The organism is Natrinema sp. DC36, assembly GCF_020405225.1.
Taxonomy (GTDB): Archaea; Halobacteriota; Halobacteria; order Halobacteriales; family Natrialbaceae; genus Natrinema.
In genome coordinates this window covers 294,985-319,353 of record NZ_CP084474.1, presented here as the reverse complement: position 1 = coordinate 319,353, position 24,369 = coordinate 294,985, and the positions used below count along the sequence as shown (strand labels likewise).

Here is a 24,369-nt window from a genome sequence, read left to right as displayed (position 1 = left end):
TGGAGGTCTATGCCTGCGGGATCAACACGATGGTCTACATTCTCGAAACTGCGGTGCGCCGACTCGGCGTTCCCACGCGCCACGTTCACTGCGAGGGATACGGGTGACCCGCCGAACTCGGATCTGAGATCGGAGACAAATCCCGGAGGTTCAGGCACCGGTCAACCCGACAGGCGTTCGACGATTCCCTCGCGGACAGAGCGGTGTCGCCCGCTTCCGCTGCGGACCATCGACACCGCAGCCATGTCCGAAACGGGAACGAGCGAACCACCAAGCTCCTCGTAGTGAACGACGCCGGTGCTAACGACCATGACGATCACGTAGAGAATCGTCACGAGTACGACCGACAGCACCATCGTCAACGGGATTGTCCGCCCGGGATTCTTGATCTCTTCGGCGACCGTGGCGATGATCTCGAACCCGAGAAATGTGACGAAGACGATTCCTGTTGTCGCGACGATACCGCTGGCCCCGGTCGGGGCGAACGGGTCGAGATTGGCGGTGTCGATGTAGAACACCCCAATTGCGAGGTAGACGAGAATGACCGCCGTCTCATTGCCGATCATTACGTTCTGAAAAGTGCTCGACTCCTCCGTCCCGTAGTAGTTGACACCGACGAGAAAGAGGAGGCCCAGGAGCCCGGTGGCGACCACGAGTGGTCGGCCGTCAGCCCGGTCCACATTCCCCACCCGACGATGAATCCGAAGAAGTCCCCGAGCGCCCGGTGGACATAGGTGTAGCTGCCGCCGGCGACCGGCATTCCCGTCGCGAGTTCCGCGATCGAAAGTGCAGCAAGCAGGGCGACGATGCCGGCAATCGCGAAAGAAATCGAACTCGCCGGCCCCGCGTTCTCGGCGGCGACCCCGGGGAGAATGAAGATCCCTGCGCCGATCATCGTCCCGCCACCGAGGGTCATCGCCTCGACAAAGCCCAGATTGCGGGCCAATTCTCTCCCGTCACCAGCCATTGTTCTTATATTGGATGGTAAGTCTATTCACGTAAAAGATGCCCTTCGATCTGAATACACTTGTGATAGTCAGATCCGCAAATCACGCCGCGAAACGCGAGGGAACCGGCTACTTGTCGAAGCCCGATTCGACCTATTCAAATATTGTACCAACCCCTTTTACAGCTGGCTTCTCACCAGAGTAGCTGGTAATCAGTAGACCGTTTAGCGGGATCGCTGACGCTCAACTGCGTCTCGTCGAATGGTTTGTGAACTACAGATCCTGGCTAAGTCATGCATATACCTTATAGGACTATCACTACAACCCTAACACAGATAACCCTTACACTCACACTCTCTCAAAGTACGTCCAACAGGTCGTCCTCTCCTACTAGATTTTCAATCAATTAGAATGAGTGAGTATGAGATTGCGCTTATTATCGTTGCGTTCGGTCTCTTAGGCGCAACTATCTTACCGTCGTTGCTATCTGAGAAGCCGCTTACGCTACCGATGTTCTACGTCGGCCTAGGCGTCGTACTTTTCACGATAGTGCCTGGTGCACCCACACTCGATCCTATCCAACATTCAGTGATCACCGAACACCTCACCGAGATTGTCGTAATCATCGCTCTCATGGGTGCGGGGTTAAAAATTGATCGCCCCTTCGACTGGTCGGCTTGGGCAGCTGCATGGCGATTGCTCGGAATTACGATGCCGCTGACTATCGCCATCGTTGCACTTCTAGGCTGGATGTTACTTGGACTCCATCCAGCGACGGCGATTCTTCTGGGAGCGGTCCTCGCTCCAACTGACCCTGTTCTCGCTTCCGATGTCGAAGCAGGAGCCCCCCTCACCGAAATCGAAGAAGAACAAGCGCTCATACATCAGTGGGGCACTGTTCGATTTTCATTGACCTCTGAAGCAGGGCTCAACGATGGATTAGCCTTTCCGTTCACGTATCTTGCAATCGCCGCTGCTGCAGCCGATAATGTGGCTGGCTGGATGTGGATTATTGATTGGATGGCAGTAGACGTACTATACCGGGTTGGGGTGGGTCTTGTTCTTGGGTATGGAGTTGGACAGTTGATGGCTAGACTTATTTTTTCCACTCCATCACTCTCTCACCAGTCTGACATCATGGCCGGCGCAGAGGCGATAGTGACGACACTACTCACATATGGTATTACAGAACTCTTAGGTGGCTATGGATTTATTGCAGTGTTCGTTGCAGCACTCGGGCTTCGACGATACGAATGGGAACACGAATATCATCGAGAACTGCACGACTTTGCTGCAGTTGTCGAACGATTATTGATGGCGACGGTTTTGGTTTTGTTCGGAGCTGCGATTGCAGGTGGATTGCTCGCACCACTCACGTGGACTGACGCCCTCGTCGGCCTGGTAACTGTTATTCTTGTTCGACCGCTCGCTGGCCTTCTCGGATTCGTCGGTTCTGAAGCTCCGTGGAGCGATCGCGCAGCAGTCTCGTTTTTTGGCATTCGAGGAATCGGTTCCTTTTATTATCTCTCGTTTGCCCTCGCACACGTATCCTTCGCAGAACTCGAACTGGTGATTGCAGCCGAGCGACTATGGGCAATTGTCGGCTTTGTCGTCCTTACATCGATTCTCTTGCATGGGATGATGGCAAGCCCAATAATGAGTTCGTTGGACAAACGCCGAGATCGGGTGCTCGAGTCCCATGAAGCCACTAGTAGCGCGAACAACTAACCCGACTCACGATCAACTCATACATCTCAAAATTGACGTGACTAGACAGGGTCGTAAGAGTCATAGAAAATGTTTGTCCTAAACTCACTGAGTAAACTGATTTGGACATCTGACAATCCTCTGTGTGGTGGAAAGAAACTTTTCCCAGACGGCGCCATCACATCTATGAAGCGTACGCGACAATATTGGGGGATTCGTATCGGTATTCTCATCTTGTGTGGTCTATTAGTAGAAGTGACTGTTTGGGTTAGTCTGGGACAGGTAATATTCTTGGGTGTCGGAGTGGTTGCTATGATATTATTGATTTTCATATGGGGTGTTGCCCAATTTGAAAACATCTAATTCAGGCATCTATTGAGTGACATATGTTGTATAAACTGCTGGTCAAACATGGAGTAGTGTTAGTTCAATTTTCACATACCACTGTGATTTTAGTTGTTCGATGAGTGGAGTGCCCTATGGAATCCGATAATTCTGAACCGGAGCCCTTCCGATACGATGCAGAGGTTGATCCTGGTGAGAAACGCCACATCCGATATGAAGTGGGGGAGAACTACCTCGGCGACTCGGTTGAGATCCCAGTCACGATAATCAACGGAACGCACGATGGACCGACCATTTTTATGACCGCAGCGATTCACGGCGACGAACTCAATGGAGTGAAAGTCGTTCAGGAAATCGCGGACCGGTATCGACCAAGCGAACTCCATGGAACAATCGTCTGTCTCCACGTGGTGAACGTACCTGCATACCAGGCACAGCAGCGTTATATCCCGATATACGACCAAGACCTCAACAGAGCGTTCCCAGGACGTGAACGGAGTAATACCGCTGAGCGAATGGCTCATCAGATCTATAGCAGGTTTATCAGTAATTGCGACCTCGGAATCGATTTCCATACGTCGACGCGCAACCGAACCACAATGTTCCACGTACGAGCAGACCTCGACAACGAAGACGTCGAACCGCTCGCTCGGTCTTTTGGAGCGAACGTGATCCTGTATGGGGCAGGCGAATCGAAGTCGTTGCGGTCGGTCGCAACGTCGAGTGGAATTCCAACCATCACTGTCGAGATGGGGCGCGCACAGCGGTTCCAACCGGCGTTGATCGAGAAGGCGATAGACGGCGTCGAGAGTGTCTTAGCGCAGTACAGAGTCCTCCCAGATGTCCCGGTCCATTGGCCCGGCTGGTACAAGGTCACAGCGGCCGACAGTGAGAAGCAGTGGCTTCGAGCCGACACAGGTGGTCTCGTTGATATGGAATGGGGCCCGTATCCGCTTGTACACGAAGGTGATACGATTTGCACGATTACGGATCATTTCAAAACCGAGGAACACGTCGTAACCGCGCCCTTCACGGGATTGATTGTTGGCGTACTCGAGAATCCGATCGCATTACCGGGACACCCGCTCTGTCATCTCGTTCGACTTGATACTGAGACGCGTGATGAAATCGAGCGCGAGATCCGACGTGGCGAATTCGATGGATATCGCAAGTACAATGGTGATTTCAGCGTCGACGCGTAAAGATTGAGTACGGAGAGCCTGCGTGAAGGCGTCGGCCTGTCTTGATGTCTGCCTCCTACTATCATATCAGGGTAAGCCCCAGAAGAACGCGACGGTGAGCTACCCTACTCGCTCACGGCTGACGCCGTTCGCTCCTTGAGGGTAGGGCTTCCTGTTCCCACGACGCGCTTTGCAGATACGGACGTATCCACAGGGAGCGCAGTCTCCACAGACGTTGATTCGGAGTATCGAATCTTCGTGTGAGTGATTTGTTGTCAAAGACTGGTCCCTCGTGATATTGGTCGCTATTCTGATCGTACTGGAAACAGTGAACGAACAGTATGTCTATACTGTTCCAGTTACTGTAAGCAATATATGGTTCTGGCACCAATAACTGAGGGTATCTTTGGAATTTATCTTGGATTACTAGCAGCTATTTTCCCAGCATTCATCGCGTTTTCTATCGGATTCATATTTAAGTATTTCACCACAGTCACTATCCCGGGACTCGGCGTCGTTGCCCTGGGTGGCACGCTTGCGGGGGTATCAGGCGGATTGATGGGTTTGATGGATCCGACGCTTTCCGAGAGCTGGACAGGTATCAGCGCTGTCTTAGTAATCCTGATGGCCTGTCTATGGGCGCATAGTCAAGGGGACAAACTTGCGGTTGCCACCCCTCGGAGACTGACGTTGAAATCAATTCGAGAAACGAAACTCTCTGTAGATCTCACTGAGCGCGTCGATTCCTACGGTCAGGTTCGTATCCGCCCTATCGGAGAAATCCACGACATTGAGGGGTATCCACAGTTATCCGAAGACCTGCGAGAACAACTCAGCAACAGCTCTTGGAAGTTTCCCGCCGACCTCTCGTTACCTGAACTCGAATCGCGTCTTGAGGAGCGTCTGTCGACTGACTACGAACTCGCCGAAGTGAACGCTACCATCGACAAACAGGGGCGGGCCCAGATTGCTGCGGCACCGACCGCCGCGGGACTGTCTCGGCGCATCCCATCGGGGAAGCGGGCTGTTACAATTCAAACCGTCCTTCCAACCGGTGTCGCACGTGGCGACCACGTGACGCTCCAGTTCCCTGACGGAAACGTTACGGGTCCCGTGGTGAGCGCACGGACGACAGGAGTCGAGGCGAAGAGCGACCCCATCCCAGCGGAGGAGATAGACGGTGAGGAAGGCAGTGTGAAACAGGTCGTCCCGAAGATGACAACGACTGGTGGAGAGGGCGCTGTTACCATCGCTGTCTCACTTGACGACGGGAAGCGAATCGTCCGCGATAATTTCGCACCGATGACGGTCAACTCACGAGGGAAACAGCGAGAGTACGAAACGATTGCCGTTCTCAAACAACACGGCAACCGGTTCCGAAAACTGGTTGTGAACGAACGTGGTCCACTCGCGGGCACCACCATCGGTGCTTCACAGGTGCGTGACGCCTACGGGGTAGCGATTCTGGCGGTTCGGCGTGCATCGGAGTTAATCATCGCACCGCGAGGGACTACCGAACTCCTTGCCGGTGACGAACTAATCGTCGTCGGAAAACCCTCCCAACTCCGTGCGTTCGAGGAGGCGACAGCATGAGTTTGGTTTCGACAGTTCTCACGAATCCGTTTGTCGAAGGATTGGTCAGGATACTTGGTCTCTCGTTATTGGCGTTTACAGTAACGACAGTCGTCACGTTCGTGTTCCGGGTTCGGGTTCGCCAACAATTCCCGGAAGGAGCGACACTCATCGTCGGGCTGGGTGTCGTTGCAATCTACCTCAACTCTCGTTCAGCGCTCATCCAATTCATCAGTAACACGGGTGATCCCGTCACTGCAGAGGAAGCGATTCTCAATGTGTCAGCATTCGTCGTAGCTGGGCTCGTGTCGTATGCAGGCCGATACGTGGGCGATAGAGCGGGGGCATCAGAGCGAGTTCGATGGCGGAACACCGCGCCGGATTTCAGCCCGTTGGTTCGAGCTACTGGTCGATTCATCACAGTTACTTTGCCGGAAACTGTCGAGGATATTGACGGCTACGACGCCGTCGATGCGGAAACGAAGAAGATCGTTTCCGGAAAGACAATGGATTTCCCCCGCGGGTTAACAATCGAAGAACTGGAGTCTCAGATTACAGCCCGGTTGAAGGAAGAACACGATATCGGCTACGTCGATGCCGACCTTGACGCAGATGGGGTCGTCCAGTACCTCGCTATCGGTCAACGTGCGGCGGGGCTCGGACAGACGCTCCCGCAGAAATCTGCGGCTGTAGCAGTTCGTGCAGATCCCCCGTATAGTGCGACTGCGGGAGACACAGTGCAGGTGTGGCAGACAAACGACGATGATGTCGAAACACGTCTCGGGGCGGCAGAACTTCGGGGGAGTGTTGGGACGTTTGCGACGCTTGCGATGGACGCGACGTCAGCTACTGAAATCGATCCGACAGAGGAATATCGGCTGATGACGCTGTCCGCTGATTCGAATCCTGAGCGAGAGTTCGCTGCGATGCTCAGACGTGAAGACGAGACGATGAGTACCGTCGAAATCACAGCCGATAGCCCGCTTATCGGGTGCTCCATCGGAGCATTAGACGTGACAGTCATCGCTGTTCGGAGCAACGACGGAGAGCTCGAAACCATTCCCCAACGAGAGCACACCATTCAGCCGGGAGATCTCCTCTTTTCAATCGGCCGTCCGGAAGCGCTCCGGAAGTTAGAGTCCGAGATAGGCGCACGTATCACTCCCGTCGAAGACGTCCTCAAAGACACCGATCAACTGGAGACTTCAACCGTCGATAACAAGCCGTCTTGATTCACCGTTTCAAGGCGGAAGTTCGCTCCCTCTGCGAGCGAGCGGATCTAAAGACCTCCAAATGAAGTAGGGCAGGGACGTTTCCTTTTGACTGTCATACGTCATCACATCCTATATACGGGTCGTTTACTGAGAACTGCGTATGATTCCGTTCTACATTGGTGAGGTGATGCGAAAGCGATCTGAGGAACTCGAAAAAGAGCGAAAGGCTGCCAGAGCTATCGAAAAACTCGAAGACCCAGAAGTAGACCTCGTAGTCGTTACTGATCGTGGTGACCCAGTTGGAGTCTTTACCGACGCTGAAGTGGTTACTCTAATTGCCGAGAAAAGAGACGTGGCTGAGACCACTCTCGCTGAGTGTCAACTCTCACCTGTAGTGACGATTGACGAATCGGAAGAGGTTGAAACCGCAGCGATATTGATGAATAAACATGGGCTGCGCTATCTTCTCGTTACGAAAGCAAGCCAGATTGTTGGATACTTGATGGATAAGGATGTGAGAGGAGCAGTTACAAAAGACCCAAAATAAACCTCACTTAGATAATTCATTATACGCATATCACATATTCTGAACAATAAACACGAGAAGCAAAAGCAAGAATGAGAGTGTTCCATACTATTGGGAACCTGTCCCCCCAGAAGAACACCGTGATGAGTGTGATTACAATTACAAGTGGATTGAGGTTATACCTGATAAGACTTTTTAGCGTATCTCTCTCCGGCAGGGTAGTCAGGGATGAGCTCTGAGTTGGGTGCTTGAATACTCTACTCCTTTGTAACGGCGATCACTCTGTTCTGTTTTCAATTTCGGTGTCAGAGTGACTTTCGGCCGGTTTGTGAGCGGGTTCATCTACTTCCTCGCCGCAATAGGGGCAGTACTTCGGTCCCTGACGTCGACGGTTCAGTTCCTCCGCGAAGCCGGAGGCAATGATATCGGCCGGCAGCGCGAATAGCGCGATACCCAATAATGCGATCGTCGCTCCGAGTGCCCGCCCAAGCGGCGTGATTGGTACAACGTCCCCGCGCCCAACTGTCGTAAAAGTTATAATTCCCTACCAGAGAGCAGCCGGAATACTGGTGAACACCCCTGGTTGGGCGCCCCGTTCGACGTAGTACATGAGAATAGAAACAAAGACGAGCCAAATACTCATCACGAGAACGGTAATCAGCAACTCTTCGGCTTTCCGGCGAAACACGTTCGTAATCACCGTCAGCGAGCTCGAGTACCGCACGATCTTCAGCAAGCGGAACAGGCGGAAAATCCGGAGCACCCGTTCTGCGCCACTCTGCGCTCCCAGCAGTATCGGGAGGTAGAACGGAAAGATTGCGATCAAATCGATGAGCGCGTAGGGGGAGAGCATAAACCGAATACGACCACGAATCGGGCTCGAGTACGATGGACAGTCAACCGGTCCTCGGGGCACGATCACGCTGACGGCCGCCGTGGCGTTGTTCTCAGTCATAACGAGTATTGCGAACATCGGGGCCCAGTCCGGCGTCGGACCGCTCTCAGACATAATCCCCGTCCAGGTTCAGCGCACGGCTGGCTTCACTGGCGTGTTTTCCGGGCTGCCATCCCTAAATAGGTCATCGGAAGATGATATTTCTGAAGTTGTCCATAAGGGTTCCAGCGATGGTTTGATATCCTCCCTAACCGATACTAGCACACTAGACCACCCGTTTTAGACCCGATGAACCAGAATCGCAACAAGATTGTCAGGATAGCTACATTAATTGAGACGTATCTGGCACACTCTGTTCGGGTCGGATCAATCGGCACGTTCCTTGTCGGAAGTTTGTTTCTCGTCTACGTAGCGGGCGCCGTCGTCGTCAAGTATTTCGGTTGGTTGAATCCGCCCTACCCGGTTCTGTCACTTGGGGCCGATCCGGTGTTCTTGACCGGGGCCACAGCAAGTGGGCTGTTGATCGTCCAAAGCACCGGCTCACTGCTCCTGTATCATTTCCTAGTCGAGGTTGAAGACGAGCGTTCCCAGTTCGTTGTCCTCTGGGGATTCATCGGCCTCGGATTCGGCGGTGCACTACTCAAAATCACGCTCCCGAACGTTGTTCGATTACTATTTTGATCGAAGAGTGAGGACGCTGCCCCTCTCCCTACCCTTTTCCCTGTCCTGGAGAGGTGTCGACACTGCAGACACTGTCACGTCGGCGTTCGGCTTCTGTGTATTCCTGACAGAGGTACACCGTCAGTGCGGAGCCATTCTGGAATTGAACCTCCCGCCGCTCTGCTCCGTCTTCTCCACATCGTTTGCATTCCATACCCAGAGTACGCTGTTTGAGCCCATAACTCACGTGAGAGATGAAACACAGGGATGAACAGACAGCGAAGTTCGATTCATCTCCACGATTGGGGCGCTCGCATTCCATAGCTCAGTGCGCTTCATCGACGGTGTAAATAGACTAACGTGTAAAGGAACATGGCCGAGGCGAGACCGACGACGAAACTCAACAAAGAGGGGTACGGCGTGTTCAGTCCCCGTATGGGCAGTTCCGTGTTGTCCCATAACTCGCTCAATCGATGGCCCACGGTGGCCAACGGTTCAATACCGACATCCATTGGTTGGCCGCTTGCCGCAGGCCCTCCCGGCGGCGAGCGTCGACGACGGATCGTCGAGACGCCCCGAGCGTGACGCCATAGATGTCGCGTGCGCTCGCCGACGGGCGGCGGGGAAATGGCTGGTGGTCACTCCTTGGTCCTCGTCTCGGCAGACCCGCCGCTTTCACTTGCCATCGAGTCGGGGGTGACGCCCTCCTCATCGCTCGACCGTTCGGGTGGCCCCGAGCCGAGGAGGCGCTCCCGGAGGCTGCGCTCATGCCGTTTCTCCGCGAGGAGCACCGAGCACTCGACGTCCTCCAAGACGTTCAGGACGAGCGACCCGCCGACGAGCCGGGAGATGAGCCCTTGACGGGTCGCGCCGATGACCAGCAGCGTCGCGTCCTCTGCGGCCTCGGCGATGCGCGTCTGGATGTCGCCGGTCTCGACCTGGAGGTCGGCGTCCGGGAGGCCGTGCTCCGTGGCCCACGACTCCAGGAACACCTCGCCGCTGGCCCTGTCCTCGGAGACGTGCAGCAGCGTCACGGCCGAGTCATACTGCGCCCGGAGGGTGCGGGCGACGGCGGCCGCCAGGTCGGAGTCCGGGCCCCCGGCGGTCGGCAGCAGGATCCGCGAGGGGTCGAACCCGCGGTCGCGGAAGACCAGGAAGTCGCAGGGCAGCGAGTGGGCGAGCTCGTCGATGGCGGACTCCGCGCGGCCGGGTGCCCAGTGGGTATCCGGGCCCCAGCCCATGACGGTGACATCGACGCCGTAGCGGTCCGCCGAGTCGAAGATCTCCTCGAACTGCCGGTGGGACAGCACGACGTGGGTCTCGACGTCCACGCCGAAGGTCTCGGTGTCGTCGTGGGCTTGCTGGAGGATCCGGTTGGCGTCCTCGTGTTCCTGTCCGCGGGCGGTCTCCAGGGACGTCTGGTCCGGGACCTGGACGATGTTGACGGCGACGACCGTCCCGTCGTGCTGGTCGGCGATGGCCGAGGCGAGCGTGATGAGGTTCTTCTCGTGGGCGGGGTTGGCCAGCGGCACCATCACGCGGTAGTCGGCCTTGTCCGGCTGGACCGAGGTGGTCGCCGAGACGGCGAAGTCCGGGAGTTCCTCGGAGCGGTTGAGGACCAGCCCCATTAGCACACCGGACTCCGTCACCTTCGAGCGAGCGTACACGGCGTACCAGAGGACGCCGACACCGACGAAGCCGATCGAGAGGAGGATCTCGCTTCGTTCCATGAACGCGATGAGTCCGAACGAGGTTATTGCCCCGAGGATTGGGACGATGGGGTACAGCGGCACCTCAAAGTCGGGGTCGTAGTGCGGTAGGTCGGCCTCCCGCATCACGATGAGCGAGAGGTTCAGCAGGCCGTAGACGATGAGGTGGAGGACGCTCCCCGCCTTCGCCAGCGTCGCGACGTCCCCAACGACGATGAACAGGAGGATGAGGCCACCGGTGACTGCGATCGAGCGATACGGCGTGGCGAACTGCGGGTGGACCTCGTTGAGCTTCTCGCTAACGAGCTTGTCCCGGCCCATCGCGAAGTTGATGCGCGAGGACGCGAGTATCGAGGCGTTCGCGGACGACGCCGTCGCGAGGAGTCCAGCGAGGGTCAGCAGTGCGACCCCGAACGCGCCGAGGCCGAACGCCCCGAACGCGATGTCCGCGACGTCCAGGACGGGCGTGGGGCTGTTGCCCAGTTCACGCCAGTTGATGACGCCCATCAGGACGATCATCATGATGGCGTACATTACGGTGACGATGACGACGCTCCCGATGACGGCCAGCGGGAGGTTCCGGCCGGGGTTCTTCAACTCCTCGGCGACGGTCGTGATCTTCGCGAACCCGAGGTAGGAGACGAAGATGAGTCCCGTCGCGGGGAGAACCGCACTCGCGCCCCCCGTCTCCGGCGGGAAGAACGGCCGGAGCGTGGCGAAGTCGCCCTGCAGGAATCCCAGTATCGAGAACAGCGTCAGGATGGCGACGAGCAGGATCACAATGACGTTCTGGATACTGCCGGTTTCCTTCGCCCCGACGTAGTTGACGCCGACGAAGAGAGTGGCCCCGATGAGCGCGGTTATCTGGAACTCGGAGAGCGTGACCACGCCGAGCGACAGTGTCGGGACGGTGAGGAACGTGGAGAGGTACTCTCCGAACCCTAGCATGTAGAACGCGGAGGCAAAGGCCAGTCCCATCCAATTGCCCCAGCCGGCGATAGACCCGAACAGCGGCCCGAGCGCGTGGTTGACGTAGTAGTAGGAGCCGCCGGCCTTCGGCATCGCGGTGCCGAGTTCGCTCGCCGACATCGCGGTAAAGATGGAGATGACACCGCCGATGACGAACGACAGCGCTACCGCAGGGCCCGCCGCCGCTGCTGCCGGCCCCGGCAAGACGAAGATGCCGGCGCCGATCATCGTCCCGACGCCGATGGTCAGCGCGGCGAGCGGCCCAAGGTCCTTGGCGAGTTCCTCGTCAGCACTCACGGCGTTTCACTTCCTCGTTGACTCGATTATTCTCCAGTCGTCCATACCCACAGGACCTTTCATACGAAGGACTCGAAATGGCCCATCTCGAACGTCGTTACTTCGATGCGTCCTGTGATGAGAAGACACACTGACTAATTCTTTCTATCGCAAAAAGAAAGTTGTGTAATACGGCCAGACCATCTTGGGACCTATTGGCGACGAAACAGCTATCTTTGACAATTCTTTGGCGTGATCAGCAGGAGATGGAGAAGGCGGCCACTAATTCTATCATTCGCAACTGTACTCAGCATCGCGGAGATCAAATCCCTGGATAGCTCCGTATCGGGAAACCAATCACATGAGCATGTGCGTGGTCTCGGGCTTGAGCGACGCGAAGTCCCAGAAGGTGTCGTGGGCGGCGGAGGCCTGGGACATCCCGTCGTCGGGCTCGGGCTTGATAGCGTGGACGAGGTCGGGGAACTCCATGACGTCCTGGATGAAGAACGGCGGTATGTTGTTCGCGACAAGGTCCCAGTTGCCCTCCTCGGTGTAGAACTTCGTGGCGAAGCCGCGGACGTCCCGCACCGTGTCGGGAGAGCCACGTGACCCGACGACCGTCGAGAACCGTGATGCGAAAGCGAGCTGAGGAACTCGAAAAGAGCGAAAGGCTGCCACAGCTATCGAAAAACTCGAAGACCCAGAAGTAGACCTCGTAGCCGTTACTGATCGTGGTGATCCAGTTAGAGTCTTTACCGACGCTGAAGTGGTTACCCTAATTGCCGAGAAAAAAGACATGGCTGAAACCACCCTTACTGAGTGGCAACTCTCCCCTGCCGTGACAATTGATAAATCTGAGGATGTTGAAACTGCAGCGACATTAATGAATGAACATGGGTTGCGCTATCTTCTCGTTACGAAAGCAAATCAGATCATCGGACATTTGATGGATAAGGATGTGAGAGGCGCGGTTGCAACAGATCCGAAATAAATATCACTCGAATAGTTTCTTATAAGCATACCATACATTCTGAATAGTAAATACGAGAAGTAAAAGAAGGAATGAAAATGTTGCGTACCAGTGGGAACTAGTACCCCAAAAGACCACTGTGATGAGCAAGATTAGAATCACAAGTGGATTGATGTTATACCTGATAAGATCTTTCATCGTATCTTTCTCCGGCAGGTTAGTCATGTATGAGTTCTGAATTGGGTGTTTGAATACTCTACTCCTTTGCAACGGCCATCACTCTGTTCCAGTTTCGGTTTCAGTATCAGTATGGTTCTCGGGCGATCTGTTAGTAAGTTCATCTACCTCCCCGCCGCAATGGGGACAGTATTGCGGTCCCTGACGTCGACGGTCCAGTTCCTCCGCGAAGCCGGAGGCAATGATACCGGCCGGCAACGCGAACAACGCGATACCCAGCAACGCGATCATCGCCCCGAGCGCCCGCCCAAGCGGTGTGATTGGTACAACATCCCCGTACCCAACAGTTGTCAAGGTAACAATTCCCCACCAGAGAGCGGCTGGAATACTGGAGAACACCTCTGGTTGGGCGCCCCGTTCGGCGTAGTACATGAGACTAGAAACAAAAATGAGCCAAATACTCATCACAAGGACGGTAATCAGCAACTCTTCCGCTTTCCGGCGAAATACGTTCGTGATCAGCGTCAGCGAACTCGAGTAGCGCGCAATCTTCAGCAGACGGAACAAGCGGAAAATCCGGAGCACCCGTTCTGCACCACTCTGCGCTCCCAGCAGTATCGGGAGGTAGAACGGAAAGATTGCGATCAAATCGATGAGCGCATAAGGTGAGAGCATGAACCGAATGCGACCACGAACGGGACTCGAATATCGTTCGTCGACGGTACACGACCAGACACGGAGCACGTACTCGACGGTGAACACACTGACACAGAATACGTCGAAGGTGGCGAAGAGCTGTCCATACTGTGTACCGATCCATGGCACCGTTCCCGCGATATACGTCGCGACGTTGAGAACGATGAGTGCCATAATGAAGAGGTTCGTCCCGAAGGAGATCCAACTCTCTCTGTGTGATCCGTCAAGAAGAAAGTAGATGCGTTCTTTGAGGGACCGAGACGAGTCCATCGCCATTTGATGTTTACTCAGTCGAACGACGATATAAGAGCCCTGTTATAAGGTTATGCTGGGACGGAACACAATAGCTTCGCTGTAAGAGCGACCGAACAGTAATGACCCTGCCCAGTCCATTACGACTATGAAGGTTTTCGAGACACAGCTACCGGGCGTCGGACGGCGATACCAAGTCTCGTTCCCCGCCGGAGGAACGTTCTCGATCGTCATTCACAACGACGGATCACGGCAGGTATTCTGGCGAGACGATCCGGACAGTGACAGCGAGGAACTGTTCACGACAACCGAACGCGATGCACAGAAACTCGCAGAGATCTTCGAGGGAGCGTTCTTCGAATCCGTGTCTGACGACCTCGACAATGCACTCTCCGAGGCCCGTGTCAAATGGGTGGCTATTCCGGACGAATCATCGGTTGTCGGACAGACAATTGGCGAAGTGGGTATCCGGACGCAGACGGGAATCTCGATCCTCGCCATCGAACGCGGTGACCAAACAATAGCAAATCCGCTGCCGGATACACAGTTACAGGCAGATGATATCCTCGTCGTCGTCGGTGAAGACGACGCACATCAGGCACTCGATACCCTGCTCTCTCAACCCTGAAAGTCTGCAAAAATGAACACTCGAATCGAGTAGTGAGTCGTCCGAAATCACCGGTATCGAGAACTAACGGGGCGGATTCACATTCTGGAAGTGAATACCACAGGACTATTCCGATGAGAGCCACAATTATTCCAATCACCTCATTACCGAAAGCGGCCTGCTGAGCGCCACCAAAGAGCAATCCGAAGCCGAGTAACCCCGCGACTACTTGTATAACGCTATTTACCAGAGTATCTACGACTCCCATGAAAAACATCACTACTTTCAGTTATTTGTATATATCGGGCCAGGGGATCGAAACCGGAGTAGTCAGCCGGCCGTGTTGCAGTTGTCAAGCGCCCTCACGTCCACCAAGTCGTCGTACTCGAGACGCGATAGTCGCTCGAGAGCGTGAACCGCGCAGTAGTATTCCTCGTTTAGCGACCTGGTCTCGCGAAAGTACACGAGCATCCGTTTCGCGGCCAGTTTATGGCAGTTGTCATCTCTGTGTTCGCAGTAAAGCATTCGTGAAAGTCATTCGATCGGGCTACACTATACCTCTGCCCGCTGTCTAAGCGCATCCTCAATTTCAAGCCCGTGACTCGCAGCGATCCCGTCGGCCAACACCCACGCTCGAGCCGCCCGTTCGGGTTGGACGTCCATTCGCTTGGAGTGGTATTCGACGAGCGCCTCGACGATGAGCAAGTCCTCCTGTGGGGTTTGCATCGACGACGTTGGGCTCGGCTTCCGATAAAAAGAGTCGGGGGACTACACAACTGAGATGCGAAACTGTGAGAGTGAATAGAGAGTGCTGTTAATCCGACGAACATGAGTGTAGTTGCGAATAGAAACAGCGAGTGGTATGTCCGTCCCCAGTACCCATACGCAACGACATTCGCGGCGAGAGTCAGTAATACTAGCAGTAGTGGGACGAACGCAGCACCCAACAAGATCGTAGAATACGGTAGATGGACCTGAGAATTGACGCTATTCGCATCAGTGCTCGAGTAGATGTATTGTGAGTTGACGAACGGTTCATCGGTGTGTTGGCTGTGAACGAACCGAATTGAGACAGACATTACAGAGGCCATTACTGTCAGAAATTATAGTAGCTAGATCGATAGTTTCGGTATGGCCGATCACTCGCCACCTTCGAGCCACTCGTCCAGCTCGCCGAGCGCACTGTCGGCGACGCCTAGGTGATCGTACTCGTCGGGCCGGGCCAGTGATGACGTCTCCTGTCGCAGTGTCACGTAGAAATGCGTCTCGGTCAGTGGGATGGTCTCGTCAGTGACGGCACAGACGGCCGACCCGTCGTGGTTGGTCGTTCGGCGGGCCACTGTCGATACCTGCCAGCCGCTACGATCGAGCGGCGAGCGACCGCGGAACTGGTGGGTTCGGGGCGTGGGCATAGGGAGAGTCGGGACTCGAAAGGCGTAGTTCCATCGACGAAAGGGAGAACACGCGAGTACGGTGGTCCCTCTGTTGTCCCTGTCGGCCGATCGCCACAGCCAGCCGTGTGAGACGTCTCTGTCGTATAGTGTATCGCTTCGGACGTGACTCAATGGGTGAGAACCACACTATCCTTGTTCCATAACTACTGCACCGAACAGTATCTGCATAAGGAACAAGTTGTTCGGAACGAACGCAAGTAGATCCCAGGGAGATACGTCTACTATGTCGCAGTATCCGATAGCGTCGAGTAACAGTAGTGCTCCAGCGAGCGATGCAATAAACACGACGGCATTCGTTCTAGATGATATAATGACTCGATCATGGACGTGGTATTAACTCTGAGCGCTCTCCCCTAACGTATTCCCCCACAAAACTCCCCGAATTACGTCGCTCGAATGCTCAAGTGTACCGCCTGTCGAGATAATACCCATCCGAATAATATTCACATCTAGGAGGTTGAATTTGGGGTGCTCACACACACACACGAGACGGCCGGAATCGGGAATGCTAGAATAATTTACACCCATGTCTCCAAGGAGAACACTGACTTCAGCAGTATTACGGTTGATGAGCGATAGTACGTATCTATCGTTGCCGAAGCCGCATTGGGAGGCCGTTCTTTGTCTGCGTAGTGATCTCTGGTTCGATCGTGATCGTCGGGTCTGCACCAGCCCATTCGAGGGTCCACTGTTGACCGATCGTCGCCAACACGAGCGTCGCCTCGAGGCGAGCAAATTCCCGACCGATACACGTCCGACGACCACCACCGAACGGGATGAACGCGTGGTCATCGAGTTCCTCTTCGAAATTTTCTGTCCACCGATCGGGCCGGAATGACAGGGGATCGTCGTAGAACCGCTCATCACGATGAGTCGAGATAATGGATAGATGAACTTCCTCGTTGGCCGGGATCTGGTAGCCATCGATCTGAACATCTCGAGTCGTCTGCCGGGGGATCGTATGGATGGGCGGATACAGTCGGAGGGTCTCGGTGACGATACGGTTTGTGAGGTCGAGGTTTGCAATGTCTTCCGGTGTCGGTGGTTCATCCCCCAGAACAGCGTCGAGTTCGTCGTGGAACGCCTGCCGAATCTCGGGATTCATCGCCAGCGAGTACCAGGCGAATCCGAGCGCCGCAGCGGTGGTCTCGTACCCAGCAAAGATCATCGTGAGCATCTGGTCTTCGACTTCCTCCGTGCTAAGATGGTCTGGTCCACTTGCCTCGCGTGCGTCGTGGAGCTTCGATAAGAGCGTTTCTTGTTGGAGGTCGTTTGGCTGTGAGCTGACCTCTTGTTCCGAATCTGCACTATACTCCGCAAGCAGCTGTCGAACTTCCGTTCGGAGACGCTCTACTGAATTGCCGAACTCTCGTCGTGATGGTGTTGGAATCCAGTTCGGTAAGAGCCAGGATGTCGGCGCGAACCATTTATTGAGTCCATCCGATGCTGCACGGAGCTCGTCACCTTCCCCCGGAGGTAATTCGCGCCCAAAGAGCGTCGCAAAGAGGATCTCTATTGTGAGATCCTGCATCTCCGATTCTATATTTCGAGTCTCTCCTGGCTTCCACGTAGCAAGTCGTCGTTGCGTAGCGTCGACCATATACTCGCCATATCCCCCGATTCGATCTCGATGAAATAATGGTTGGAGGATTCCTCGCTGGCGACTCCACTGCTCTCCCTCTGTCGAAAGCAACCCATTGCCAAACACCCGCTGAAAGTCCTCGGTCTTTCCGAATGCGTCGATGTCAGTCACCAGCGCTTGTTTGAAATACTCCGGATGGGCTAAGACGTAAACGTCGACGCTAGGAAGCTCCATGCGATAGAGGTCTCCACACTCGTTCGTCGCGCGGTCAACGAACTCAAACGGACTTCGAGCAAAATCGAGCGTATGCCCGATCACTGGGTGTCCTGAGGGCGCGGGAGGGAGACGAGCGTTCGGATTCATAGTAATTCATCCATACAGAACACAAATAAATCCACTGTAGATCCATGCTCAATTGGTAGTTATTTATGTGGTGAGGATCCCATATTGAGCTTGGTTATATCGAGAACCAATAAAATTGAATAACTATTAGATTAAAGAGATAGATTAGAAACCCAATATGGGGGATACAATTGTGACTGGAAATACACACCGAGCAAAGAACCCCCTCACAGGCGAAAAACTCGTTGTCCGGAGCGTTATCAATGAAACAGTCGACTCGGCGCGTCTCAAAGTTTTACAGGCTATGGGTGACCTCTCGAGTCCCGTGGCACAGACTGATATTGCCCAACAAGCCGACATCTCCCGGCAGGCTGCCTCTAATCATCTTGCAGTTCTCCGAGACCGTGGGTTCGTCAATAATCACAACGCAGGAATTGAGCTAACTGCTGGTGGCCTCTTGCTCCTGGATGTCATCGAGAGCTGTCTTCAGACGGTCTCAGTTGAGGGGCTATCATTCCTGACTCGCTCCGACCATTCGATTGGTGTATTAAGGACACTTGAGAGACGACCATATCGTCCGAGTGAGCTAGAATCAGCAGTGAGCAGTTCCCCGTCACGGCCCACAATTGGGCGTATCCTCAAGGCCTTCGCAGAGTATGGCTGGATCCAAGATGACGGGGGACAACAGCAGATCACACCTGCCGGAACACGAGTTCTAAATGCCTATGTTGATTTGGCGACGGCAGTTGAGCAACTCATAGAGAAAGCGCCATGGTTACAGCGCCTCCCGACAGAAGATGCGACCTTTCCAATTCCAGAACTGGCCGACGCTGAGTTAATCATTTCTAACCCTACTCATCCCTCTTCGGTACTATGGACAGCTCTCAAGCTTTATGACCGACAAACCAGCCGCTTTCGAGGGTTCTGCTCTATCTTTAATCCAGTTCTGTTCCACGCCTACCGAGGGTTACTCGAACTCGGCATTGAATCCGAGGCTATCCTTGATTTGCCAACCTACGTCGAAGCTGCCGAAAACTCTCAAACCCAGTATGTGGTCCACAGTTCGGCATACAACAACTACCAGCCCTTAGTCCTCGATCGAGCACATACGCTCGGTATCGGGATCTACGATACTCGTAAGGTTGCTATTGCAGCATACAACGAATCCGGTAGTGGACAGCACATTGCGATGATTGTCAGTTCTAACGAACGGCTCGTCGAATGGGGAATCGACTTGTACGAGTCCTATCGCGCACAAGCTCGACCTGCCTCTGAACTGGAACCAACAACGACATAGAATTCATCAAACGTCTGTCTATCGATTATCCATAGGTCAGAGAGTCATCTGATAATTAAATAATAGTACGAATTACATACATATTGACGGTGTAAACGCCAGTGAAAATATAGTTGTTCTCCGTGAGCTTTCGCTTGGTGAGAACCAGTGGCAAAACATCCAATGGAGATAATTCAGGACCGACTCGATCAAGAAGTACCCTCACTCCTCTCCACTTGGCTCGTTGACGGTAGCGATGAACTCCTCCAGTTCAGCGCTCGAGTCACACGGTTACTGATTCATCGAGACTCTGATCGAAACGGTAACTCTGCGGTCAGAACCCCGCAGGATGAGGGCCTTCTCTCGAGCTTCCGCAGTCAGCGAGTGATCTGTGAGTAAAAGAATGGTGAAACGAACTACCACTACGACTATTTCGGTTATGCCCGCCGACGCCCTGTTCCTCAGTTGGGCGACCGGTATCAACGCATCGGGGCTATTCCGCGAGGCACTCGCCGAGCAGATGGCATACCGTGACATCGAGAGAGATAGGCTCGTCGCACTTATCGAAGAAGCGCTCCGCGACGACGATCGTGACCTCGACGACCTGATCGACCAGACCTCGTGCCTTGAGGATCTCGAAAACATCCTCGACACACCAAGCGTCAACTCAGTTTCCCATGAGTAATCGTTCATCCCCCACAGCGACTGAATCGTCCAGTGAACACCCCACTACCAACGAGGAGTCCTCTACGTCTCGTAAAACGAGACTGCGAGTGCAGTCGCTTTTCACCTCTGTTCCACCACAGCTTGTCTCACTCGCGACTGGACTCCTCTTGTTAATTGTTGCAGTAGGTCCAGCTACGGCTCAAAGTAATGTTGGAGACGTTTATTGCGGCACGGGCGTCGAGACTGGTATCGGTATTGTTTTTGGTGCTGTTGCTGGTCTCGGGCTCCCTGCAACTGGTTTCTATGTCGGTCGAGCTGGCCTCTCGTATATGCGTGCTGGTGGGAACCCTGAAAAGAAGAACCAAGCCAAAGAGAAGCTCGTAATGTCGGGTATCGGATTCGGCATCATCGTCCTCGCCCTCATCTCACCGGAACTTATCGACAAAGTCGGCAGTCAGATGGGATTCGGCTTCTCTGACTGCGTGAAACCGTTCTAATACAGCAGACAAACCGTTTCACCGAAATCCAATGACCATGTCACGTGTGATCGTCATCGCCGTCGCGTTCCTCGCCGTAAGCGGAGGCGTTGCGAGTCTGACTGCATGTGTCGCTGCAGCTGACCCAAACTCGAGTACGGCGATTCCTGCTGACGGACCGGATTACGGTGTAAACGAAACGCGGTTCCCGCTGTTGTGGTCGGAAGACATAGATAAGGGGGACCGCTCGAGTGAGGAATTTACGGATACCGTTTCTTCCGATGTGGAATTTTCCGCTCGGCTCGCAGAGTCGACGGATGTCCCGTTCGAAGAACCGGTTGAAGCCGTCGAAACCTGGAACAGCGGTGATATCCAGGACTTCACCCCCGGGAATGAGACGACGTCAGTTCATCCCGAGGGAGCACAGCTCGAGGACGGACTCTATATCAGAGATGCGTACGCGAGCATCTTTGCAGTCCAGCCGTCGACGGTGTTGCATTCAGGAAACAGCTCGACACAGTACATCGCTCCAGATGGTGAGATCCTCGCGATAACCGATTACCGAGTCCGTGTTCCAGATGACGATACCACTGGCTCGGTCCGCAGCCGGTGGTCGACTGCTGAGACTGATATTGACAGTGTCGAACTACGGGCAGACGGTCGGGTACTCGACTCAGACAACAATCATCGCTCTACTCTTGAGTATAGTGGGCTGTCAGGGACGCAGAACCTCTCCGTGGACGTTGCGATCTCCGTTCGCCTTCGCCATGAAATACGAACATGCGATGATTACGACAGTGAGGCAGATTCCTGTGATGAGTCGTGGGAGACTGAAACCGAGAATGTGAGTGAGCGGGTAACAGCAACCGAATCCCGTCAGACGGTCGTTACTCGGATCGACAATAGTGACGGGAAGCGCGTGACGTTCGAAAGCGACGAGAATCGCACTGGTGTCGTCATGCATCCGGGCACTGTGTGGGCAGCAATCGATGTTGACAGTACCGCTCGTCTTCGTGGAAATTGGCGGTTCTACTCTGTCGGAGCAGACGGCTGGCACACGATGGTTTCTCGAACGGAAAGCGACGCTATCCGGAAGAACTCATCCGTCCGCCCAGCGCAAATCCACGCCGTACCGACGCAGAAACGGCCAGATATGCCAAGCGAGGCGACGGATACTGCTGAGCCGCCGTTAGTTATCGAAGAAGCCTGGGGAAGTGAACGAGACGGTCCCTCCCTCCCGAACGAGATCGATATTGCGACTGTCGATCGCTATGTGAACGCAACGTCAGTCGCCGTCCAATCGGAGACGCTTCCAGCAGCGACCTTTGACGAGGTGACCGTTCACGGCATCGTCCGTGGTCAGTCGCAACCCGTCTCGATCGACGACGACGGAACCGTTCGCGAAACGAACCTTGAGTTGACGGTCCTCGAGGCGAACTCGTCAGGAGCCCTCGTTCAGGCAACTGTCACAGAGAAGGCGACCGACGATCCGATTACAACCGGCCGGGTCGAAGTTGGGAATCAGTCCACCACCGTCAACGCTAGTGGAATGGCCGTTCTCGAACTCGAGAGCCGGCCATCTGTAGTCGTTGATGGGGAGTACATTCCAACTGAGTGGTGGCGCGCGAATCAACTGTACTCTGCAGCGGAGGACCGGGTGAAGATCCCACCGAAATATCCCGGTTTCCAGAAGATCGTTCAGTTGATTCTCGTAACACTGCTCTGGTTTCTGCCGGTCGCTCTGGCCGTCTACGGTTTCGACTACCTGTCCGGAGGCACGTTCCTCGGACTTACAGATCAACAATGACAGAAAATTCCAATACGGATGGCAGTCGTATCGCTCGCAGGTCAGTCCTTGCTACTCTCGGCGTTAGTACAGCCACTCTTGCTGGCTGTGCGTCAGGGTCAGACCCCTCAAACAATAGTACAGATGGGAATGGAATCAGTGCTGGAGAAAGTGATGTCTTCGCGTCCGTCGAGATAGCGAAGGAGAACCTCGAGATCGAAGTTGCCGATGAGACATCGGTTGAGTTCATCAACCTCGTTGATCCGAGTGGAGAGCTGTACGATCAACAGCGTCTCGAGAACGGCGAGACCGAGACATCGTTCGAAATTCTTGGCCGATATGAAGATGACTTCTCCACAGGAAAATACGAGCTAGTCGCCCTTGATGGAGACGATCAGGTCGATACAACAACGCTCACGCTCGAGGCTAACTGTACGATCACAGATGTCCTGTGGGCGGCAGAGAATCCCGACATGGAGTGGGACAAAAACTCGCCTAATTGGGAGACATATGCGGCAGTCGTTATTGAGAACACGGGGACGATTCCATCGTTGCTCACTGAACTCGAGTGGGCAGGTGCTCCAGTTGCTCGACTGCAATCGAAGGAATCGCAGTCATACTTTCACGAGACACGCTTACCGCCAGGGGAGACTACAGTTCAATCAAAACGTCCTGTCTACCGAACCGGAAACGCAGTTAGATCACTTGACTGTGGAGAACTCGGCACAGAACCGATGACGGTGACGGCTGTCGTACAGGTAGGTGGAGATCCATCCTATACTCAGCAACTCCGCTATGATGGTGATCAGTCGTGTGAGCTTTCTATTGTAGAAGGCAGTCCAAATGAGTCAATATCTAATGGGGGTGAGAATTGAATGGGATGGCTTCAAAACGAAGTTGAGAATGCAATCGAGAACGTCATCGAGGATTTTACCGATGCACTTCTCGGCCTTGTCAATGACATTTATGAAGCGATCTTAGGTCCAATCGTCGGAGTTCCGACCCCAAAATCGGATTCGGGGTATATGGTTGTTGGAACCCCGGACAATGCGCCATGGGAGAGTTTGTACCAAGACGTATACCTCTCATACATCATGCCGCTGGCGATCATGCTGTCGGTTATCGCCTTTGCGTTTGTTGGACTCCGGGCAGGTTCGATGAGTGAGTACCGACGAAAACAGCTCCTGCGACGACTTGGTCTCGTATTTATGGGGACTTTTGTTTGGTTTCCACTTGTATCGATTCCGTTGCAGTTCATCGACGCAGTAGGTATGACGATTGCCCCAGTCGACGAGATGTCAGCAGGACTCGGTGGCCTCATCCAATCCTCGCTTGGAGGCATGTTCACCATTCTTGCGATGGTCGTCATATCGAACTTCTTCTTAGTTATTGCAGGATTTGTCGTCGCTCTCCGGTGGATCGCACTCTGCGTCTTGACGCCGATCATGCCGCTACTGGGCGTTCTCTGGTCGATGGAAGTCTGGCCATTTAGTCCCGCGGCAAACATGGCACGTCAGGCTTCAGGGATCTATCCAGGCTTAGTGCTCGCTGGGATTCCGCCAGCCATCCTCTTCCGAATCGGCTGGGAGGTCGGTGGTCTCGAAACCTCTGTTGATGGACTTTTTTCGTTGTTCATCGGGTTGACGCTGATTCCTGCGGCGATTATCACGATGATCATGACGGTGTACTGGAGCAGCCCGGCAATACGAACCGTCGCACAGAAAGGCGTCTCGGCAACGAATCCTGCAGCAGCCGCATCTGGGGCTGCAAAGGCAAAACGCACCTCTGGAAAGGCTGTCCGGGGTGCCCGAAACGTCCATCGAGGATACGCGAACAATCAGGTTGGCGCAGTAACGAAGAGTGGCCAGACGACGCTCGGAGGTGGCAACTCGAAAGCCTATCAGCTCGGTGCATCAGCCCGCTCGACGAAGGCTCACGCCGGTCGGTACAACAATCTGCGGAAGTCGAAGACGGGCCGTATGCGAGACAAAGCCGCCGATGACGCTCGTAAGGCGACACAGAAGACATCGACTCGAGCAAAGCGCGGGCTCAAGAACACGAAACAGAAGGTCTCTCGGTGGTAA

General features: G+C 54.6%; 20 protein-coding genes and 3 pseudogenes. 14 read left to right on the top strand and 9 right to left on the bottom strand.

Annotated elements, in window-relative coordinates; all coding sequences use genetic code 11:
• Positions 1-227: 227 nt before the first annotated feature.
• Positions 228-967: pseudogene (locus tag LDH74_RS24200) on the bottom strand (amino acid permease); the annotation flags it as partial.
• A 391-nt stretch (positions 968-1,358) separates the two neighbouring features.
• Between LDH74_RS24200 and LDH74_RS24195 the strand changes: the two are divergent.
• Together LDH74_RS24195 and LDH74_RS24190 are read left to right on the top strand one after the other, a co-directional pair.
• A complete protein-coding gene (locus LDH74_RS24195) occupies positions 1,359-2,675 on the top strand; it encodes a cation:proton antiporter (RefSeq protein WP_226043004.1) in 1,317 nt (438 codons plus the stop codon).
• Positions 2,676-3,133: 458 nt separating this feature from the next.
• Positions 3,134-4,201 (top strand): succinylglutamate desuccinylase/aspartoacylase family protein, encoded by a 1,068-nt coding sequence (locus LDH74_RS24190; RefSeq protein ID WP_226043003.1) that lies wholly within the window; start codon positions 3,134-3,136, stop codon positions 4,199-4,201.
• Between the two features lie 104 nt (positions 4,202-4,305).
• Here LDH74_RS24190 and LDH74_RS24185 read toward each other — a convergent pair.
• Positions 4,306-4,434: pseudogene (locus tag LDH74_RS24185) on the bottom strand (RNA-guided endonuclease TnpB family protein); the annotation flags it as partial.
• Positions 4,435-4,555: 121 nt separating this feature from the next.
• On the opposite strand from LDH74_RS24185, the gene LDH74_RS24180 reads away from it, so the two are divergent.
• From LDH74_RS24180 to LDH74_RS24170, 3 genes are all read left to right on the top strand, one after another.
• On the top strand, positions 4,556-5,773 hold the full coding sequence (locus LDH74_RS24180) for a TrkA C-terminal domain-containing protein (RefSeq protein WP_226043002.1): 1,218 nt from the start codon (positions 4,556-4,558) through the stop codon (positions 5,771-5,773).
• The gene (locus tag LDH74_RS24175; RefSeq protein WP_226043001.1) at positions 5,770-6,984 is read left to right on the top strand and encodes a TrkA C-terminal domain-containing protein; all 1,215 of its coding nucleotides are present in this window, start codon (positions 5,770-5,772) and stop codon (positions 6,982-6,984) included. The genes LDH74_RS24180 and LDH74_RS24175 overlap by 4 nt, the downstream gene beginning before the upstream one ends.
• A gap of 142 nt (positions 6,985-7,126) precedes the next feature.
• On the top strand, positions 7,127-7,513 hold the full coding sequence (locus LDH74_RS24170) for a CBS domain-containing protein (RefSeq protein WP_226043000.1): 387 nt from the start codon (positions 7,127-7,129) through the stop codon (positions 7,511-7,513).
• A 523-nt stretch (positions 7,514-8,036) separates the two neighbouring features.
• Here the strand turns inward: LDH74_RS24170 and LDH74_RS24160 are convergent.
• On the bottom strand, positions 8,037-8,501 hold the full coding sequence (locus LDH74_RS24160; RefSeq protein ID WP_226042999.1) for an ion transporter: 465 nt from the start codon (positions 8,499-8,501) through the stop codon (positions 8,037-8,039).
• A gap of 174 nt (positions 8,502-8,675) precedes the next feature.
• Here LDH74_RS24160 and LDH74_RS24155 point away from each other — a divergent pair, with 174 nt between their 5' ends.
• Positions 8,676-9,068 (top strand): hypothetical protein, encoded by a 393-nt coding sequence (locus LDH74_RS24155; protein WP_226042998.1) that lies wholly within the window; start codon positions 8,676-8,678, stop codon positions 9,066-9,068.
• A gap of 617 nt (positions 9,069-9,685) precedes the next feature.
• On the opposite strand, the gene LDH74_RS24150 is transcribed toward LDH74_RS24155, so the two are convergent.
• On the bottom strand, positions 9,686-12,022 hold the full coding sequence (locus LDH74_RS24150) for an amino acid permease (RefSeq protein ID WP_226042997.1): 2,337 nt from the start codon (positions 12,020-12,022) through the stop codon (positions 9,686-9,688).
• 339 nt (positions 12,023-12,361) lie between these two features.
• A pseudogene (locus LDH74_RS24145) lies at positions 12,362-12,634 on the bottom strand (catalase); the annotation flags it as partial.
• Positions 12,635-12,797: 163 nt separating this feature from the next.
• Between LDH74_RS24145 and LDH74_RS24140 the strand changes: the two are divergent.
• Complete coding sequence (locus LDH74_RS24140; RefSeq protein WP_226042996.1) at positions 12,798-12,992, top strand: CBS domain-containing protein; 195 nt, start codon at positions 12,798-12,800, stop codon at positions 12,990-12,992.
• 255 nt (positions 12,993-13,247) lie between these two features.
• Here LDH74_RS24140 and LDH74_RS24135 read toward each other — a convergent pair whose 3' ends face one another.
• The gene (locus tag LDH74_RS24135; RefSeq protein WP_345778581.1) at positions 13,248-14,114 is read right to left on the bottom strand and encodes an ion transporter; all 867 of its coding nucleotides are present in this window, start codon (positions 14,112-14,114) and stop codon (positions 13,248-13,250) included.
• Positions 14,115-14,244: 130 nt separating this feature from the next.
• On the opposite strand from LDH74_RS24135, the gene LDH74_RS24130 reads away from it, so the two are divergent.
• Positions 14,245-14,724, top strand: a complete 480-nt coding sequence (locus LDH74_RS24130; RefSeq protein ID WP_226042994.1) for a TrkA C-terminal domain-containing protein — start codon at positions 14,245-14,247, stop codon at positions 14,722-14,724.
• A gap of 531 nt (positions 14,725-15,255) precedes the next feature.
• Here the strand turns inward: LDH74_RS24130 and LDH74_RS24125 are convergent.
• The 3 genes from LDH74_RS24125 to LDH74_RS24115 form a co-directional block, all read right to left on the bottom strand.
• Positions 15,256-15,429, bottom strand: coding sequence for a hypothetical protein (locus LDH74_RS24125; RefSeq protein ID WP_226042993.1), 174 nt, complete (start codon positions 15,427-15,429; stop codon positions 15,256-15,258).
• A 413-nt stretch (positions 15,430-15,842) separates the two neighbouring features.
• On the bottom strand, positions 15,843-16,115 hold the full coding sequence (locus LDH74_RS24120) for a hypothetical protein (RefSeq protein ID WP_226042992.1): 273 nt from the start codon (positions 16,113-16,115) through the stop codon (positions 15,843-15,845).
• Between the two features lie 628 nt (positions 16,116-16,743).
• Positions 16,744-18,102, bottom strand: a complete 1,359-nt coding sequence (locus LDH74_RS24115; RefSeq protein WP_226042991.1) for a cytochrome P450 — start codon at positions 18,100-18,102, stop codon at positions 16,744-16,746.
• A gap of 157 nt (positions 18,103-18,259) precedes the next feature.
• Between LDH74_RS24115 and LDH74_RS24110 the strand changes: the two genes are divergently transcribed.
• From LDH74_RS24110 to LDH74_RS24085, 6 genes are all read left to right on the top strand, one after another.
• The gene (locus LDH74_RS24110) at positions 18,260-19,378 is read left to right on the top strand and encodes an ArsR family transcriptional regulator (protein ID WP_226042990.1); all 1,119 of its coding nucleotides are present in this window, start codon (positions 18,260-18,262) and stop codon (positions 19,376-19,378) included.
• Positions 19,379-19,796: 418 nt separating this feature from the next.
• A complete protein-coding gene (locus LDH74_RS24105) occupies positions 19,797-20,042 on the top strand; it encodes a hypothetical protein (protein ID WP_226042989.1) in 246 nt (81 codons plus the stop codon).
• Complete coding sequence (locus LDH74_RS24100; RefSeq protein WP_226042988.1) at positions 20,035-20,520, top strand: pilin; 486 nt, start codon at positions 20,035-20,037, stop codon at positions 20,518-20,520. Before LDH74_RS24105 ends, LDH74_RS24100 begins: the two co-directional genes overlap by 8 nt.
• Before the next feature lie 1,132 nt (positions 20,521-21,652).
• Positions 21,653-22,306 (top strand): hypothetical protein, encoded by a 654-nt coding sequence (locus tag LDH74_RS26725; protein ID WP_345778578.1) that lies wholly within the window; start codon positions 21,653-21,655, stop codon positions 22,304-22,306.
• Positions 22,303-23,160: a hypothetical protein gene (locus LDH74_RS24090; protein WP_226042986.1), complete on the top strand. Its 858-nt coding sequence runs from the start codon at positions 22,303-22,305 to the stop codon at positions 23,158-23,160. The genes LDH74_RS26725 and LDH74_RS24090 overlap by 4 nt, the downstream gene beginning before the upstream one ends.
• Positions 23,161-24,369, top strand: a complete 1,209-nt coding sequence (locus LDH74_RS24085) for a hypothetical protein (RefSeq protein ID WP_226042985.1) — start codon at positions 23,161-23,163, stop codon at positions 24,367-24,369.

What these genes read in the sequence shown, in the direction of transcription:
- LDH74_RS24155 (WP_226042998.1), top strand. Translation starts at nt 8,676, where the DNA reads ATGAACCAGAATCGCAACAAGATTGTCAGGATAGCTACATTAATTGAG.
- LDH74_RS24190 (WP_226043003.1), top strand. Translation starts at nt 3,134, where the DNA reads ATGGAATCCGATAATTCTGAACCGGAGCCCTTCCGATACGATGCAGAG.
- LDH74_RS24135 (WP_345778581.1), bottom strand. Translation starts at nt 14,114, where the DNA reads ATGGACTCGTCTCGGTCCCTCAAAGAACGCATCTACTTTCTTCTTGAC.
- LDH74_RS24125 (WP_226042993.1), bottom strand. Translation starts at nt 15,429, where the DNA reads ATGCAAACCCCACAGGAGGACTTGCTCATCGTCGAGGCGCTCGTCGAA.
- LDH74_RS24090 (WP_226042986.1), top strand. Translation starts at nt 22,303, where the DNA reads ATGACAGAAAATTCCAATACGGATGGCAGTCGTATCGCTCGCAGGTCA.
- LDH74_RS24160 (WP_226042999.1), bottom strand. Translation starts at nt 8,501, where the DNA reads ATGTCTGAGAGCGGTCCGACGCCGGACTGGGCCCCGATGTTCGCAATA.
- LDH74_RS24175 (WP_226043001.1), top strand. Translation starts at nt 5,770, where the DNA reads ATGAGTTTGGTTTCGACAGTTCTCACGAATCCGTTTGTCGAAGGATTG.
- LDH74_RS24140 (WP_226042996.1), top strand. Translation starts at nt 12,798, where the DNA reads ATGGCTGAAACCACCCTTACTGAGTGGCAACTCTCCCCTGCCGTGACA.
- LDH74_RS24115 (WP_226042991.1), bottom strand. Translation starts at nt 18,102, where the DNA reads ATGAATCCGAACGCTCGTCTCCCTCCCGCGCCCTCAGGACACCCAGTG.
- LDH74_RS24105 (WP_226042989.1), top strand. Translation starts at nt 19,797, where the DNA reads ATGCCCGCCGACGCCCTGTTCCTCAGTTGGGCGACCGGTATCAACGCA.
- LDH74_RS24120 (WP_226042992.1), bottom strand. Translation starts at nt 16,115, where the DNA reads ATGCCCACGCCCCGAACCCACCAGTTCCGCGGTCGCTCGCCGCTCGAT.
- LDH74_RS24100 (WP_226042988.1), top strand. Translation starts at nt 20,035, where the DNA reads ATGAGTAATCGTTCATCCCCCACAGCGACTGAATCGTCCAGTGAACAC.
- LDH74_RS24110 (WP_226042990.1), top strand. Translation starts at nt 18,260, where the DNA reads ATGGGGGATACAATTGTGACTGGAAATACACACCGAGCAAAGAACCCC.
- LDH74_RS24180 (WP_226043002.1), top strand. Translation starts at nt 4,556, where the DNA reads ATGGTTCTGGCACCAATAACTGAGGGTATCTTTGGAATTTATCTTGGA.
- LDH74_RS26725 (WP_345778578.1), top strand. Translation starts at nt 21,653, where the DNA reads ATGCCAAGCGAGGCGACGGATACTGCTGAGCCGCCGTTAGTTATCGAA.
- LDH74_RS24130 (WP_226042994.1), top strand. Translation starts at nt 14,245, where the DNA reads ATGAAGGTTTTCGAGACACAGCTACCGGGCGTCGGACGGCGATACCAA.
- LDH74_RS24085 (WP_226042985.1), top strand. Translation starts at nt 23,161, where the DNA reads ATGGGATGGCTTCAAAACGAAGTTGAGAATGCAATCGAGAACGTCATC.
- LDH74_RS24170 (WP_226043000.1), top strand. Translation starts at nt 7,127, where the DNA reads ATGATTCCGTTCTACATTGGTGAGGTGATGCGAAAGCGATCTGAGGAA.
- LDH74_RS24195 (WP_226043004.1), top strand. Translation starts at nt 1,359, where the DNA reads ATGAGTGAGTATGAGATTGCGCTTATTATCGTTGCGTTCGGTCTCTTA.